A 2333-nucleotide genomic window follows, 5' to 3' on the forward strand; every position below is an offset into this window, starting at 1 on the left:
CTTTGGGGGTGTTGTTGGGTGGTCTTTTTTTTGTTCCGCGCCGCGCCGGGGGGGGGGGGGGGGGGGGGGGGGGGGGGCGGGGGGGGGGGCGGCCGCCCCCCCCCCCCCCCCCCCGCGCCGGTGGGGGCATGAGCCCCGAAGGGGCTACTCGCCGCCCTTCTGCACGAATCCGCGGACGAAGTCCTCGGCGTTCTCCTCCAGGACGTCGTCGATCTCGTCGAGGACGGAGTCCACGTCGTCGCTCAGCGCCTCCTGGCGTTCCTTGAGCTCCTCCGAGACCTGTGCGTCCTCGGTCTGCTCCTCGGTCGATTCCGTCGGACGATTCGCCTTCTGCTGTCCGCCGTCGCTGTCCTTGGCCGCCATCCGTACCTCACCCCGCTCGGTTCGATGTACTCGATGTACTTGATCAGACCCTACAAGTCGGGCCCTGATCCGGCGCGTCCTTGCGGGCGGCCGGCCCGGGGCCCGCGGGCCGCCAGGTGGATCATTCCCGGTCAGGGACCGTTTCAGCCTCCCGAGAGGGCCTGAACCAGTTCCTGTGCGGTACGGCACCGGTCCAGGAGCTGCCCGACGTGCTCGCGGGTGCCGCGCAGCGGCTCCAGGGTGGGCACCCGCTGGAGCGAGTCGCGTCCCGGCAGGTCGAAGATGACCGAGTCCCAGGAGGCCGCCGCCACGTCGTCGGCGTACTGCTCCAGGCAGCGGCCGCGGAAGTAGGCCCGGGTGTCCTCCGGGGGCCTGATCTGCGCCTGGGTGACGTCGGCCTCGTCCAGCAGGCGCCGCATCCGCCCGCGGGCGATCAGGCGGTTGTACAGCCCCTTGTCGGGGCGCACGTCCGCGTACTGGAGGTCGACCAGGTGGAGCCGGGGCGCGTCCCAGCCGAGCTGGTCGCGGCGCCGGTACCCCTCCATCAGCTGGCGCTTCGCCACCCAGTCGAGCTGGTCGGAGAGGCTCATCGGGTCGCTCTCCAGCTTGCCGAGCACGTCCTCCCAGCGGGCCAGCACGTCGCGGGTCTGCTCGTCGGCGTCGGCGCCGTACCGCTCCTCGACGTACTTGCGGGCCAGCTCGAAGTACTCCATCTGGAGCTGGACGGCGGTGAGGGTGCGTCCGCTGCGCAGGGTGATGAGCTGCTTCAGGCCGGGGTCGTGCGAGACCTTGTGCAGGGTGCGGACCGGCTGGTCGACGGCGAGGTCCACGGCGATGAAGCCGTCCTCGATCATCGACAGGACCAGGGCGGTGGTGCCGAGCTTGAGGTAGGTGGAGATCTCCGAGAGGTTGGCGTCGCCGATGATCACATGGAGGCGGCGCCAGCGCTCGGCGTCGGCGTGCGGCTCGTCCCGGGTGTTGATGATGGGCCGCTTGAGTGTCGTCTCCAGGCCGACCTCGACCTCGAAGTAGTCGGCGCGCTGGCTGAGCTGGAAGCCGTGGTCGGAGCCGTCCTGGCCGAGGCCGACCCGTCCGGCGCCGGTGATGACCTGACGGGAGACGAAGAAGGGCGTCAGGTGGCGCACGATGTCCGCGAAGGGGGTCTCGCGCTTCATCAGGTAGTTCTCGTGCGTGCCGTACGAGGCGCCCTTGTTGTCGGTGTTGTTCTTGTACAGGTGGATCGGCTGGGCGCCCGGCAGGCCGGCGGCGCGTTCGGCGGCCTCCGCCATGATGCGCTCCCCCGCCTTGTCCCACAGGACGGCGTCGCGCGGGTTGGTGAGCTCGGGCGAGCTGTACTCGGGGTGCGCGTGGTCGACGTAGAGCCGTGCGCCGTTGGTGAGGATGACGTTGGCCAGGCCGATGTCCTCGTCGGTGAGCTGGCTGGCGTCGGCGTTGTCCCGGGCGAGGTCGAAGCCTCGCGCGTCGCGCAGCGGGTTCTCCTCCTCGAAGTCCCAGCGGGCGCGGCGCGCCCGGTGCATCGCCGCCGCGTAGGCGTTGACGATCTGGGACGAGGTGAGCATGGCATTGGCGTTGGGATGGCCGGGAACGGAGATCCCGTACTCCGTCTCGATGCCCATTACTCGCCGTACGGTCATGCGGCCCTCCTTGCCCTGCGGCGCCCCCGGGCGGGGGCGGCGCTCAAGTTCCGCGGGTGCTCGCGGGTACGCGTGCGGTGCCGTCCCCGCGCCGCGCGACCTCGGTGGTACCGACGAGCCTAGAACGCCTTTGCGCTGGTGGGGAGTGATTGCGGGGTTTGCTCGGGGTGTGCCGCGGTGGCGGCGGGGAAAGCAGGCGGCTGCGGACGCCCGAGAGGGGCGGCGCCGGCCGCCCCGGCGGGGTAAAAGGGGTGTCGTTTAAAAAAAAATAGCATCCCCCCAAATAGCCTGTGTATATAGAGGTGGTGGGCCGAT

Annotated in this window: 2 protein-coding genes; both read right to left on the reverse strand. The window is 70.3% G+C overall.

Annotation, left to right across the window (positions count from 1 at the left end; all coding sequences use genetic code 11):
- Positions 1-144 precede the first annotated feature (144 nt).
- A complete protein-coding gene (locus ACFWMZ_RS27770) occupies positions 145-363 on the reverse strand; it encodes a ubiquitin-like protein Pup (protein WP_383183301.1) in 219 nt (72 codons plus the stop codon).
- 143 nt (positions 364-506) lie between these two features.
- Positions 507-2018: a depupylase/deamidase Dop gene (gene dop / locus ACFWMZ_RS27775; RefSeq protein WP_383204901.1), complete on the reverse strand. Its 1512-nt coding sequence runs from the start codon at positions 2016-2018 to the stop codon at positions 507-509.
- Positions 2019-2333 lie beyond the last annotated feature (315 nt).

It is taken from the genome of Streptomyces sp. NPDC058373, assembly GCF_042723275.1.
GTDB lineage: Bacteria > Actinomycetota > Actinomycetes > Streptomycetales > Streptomycetaceae > Streptomyces.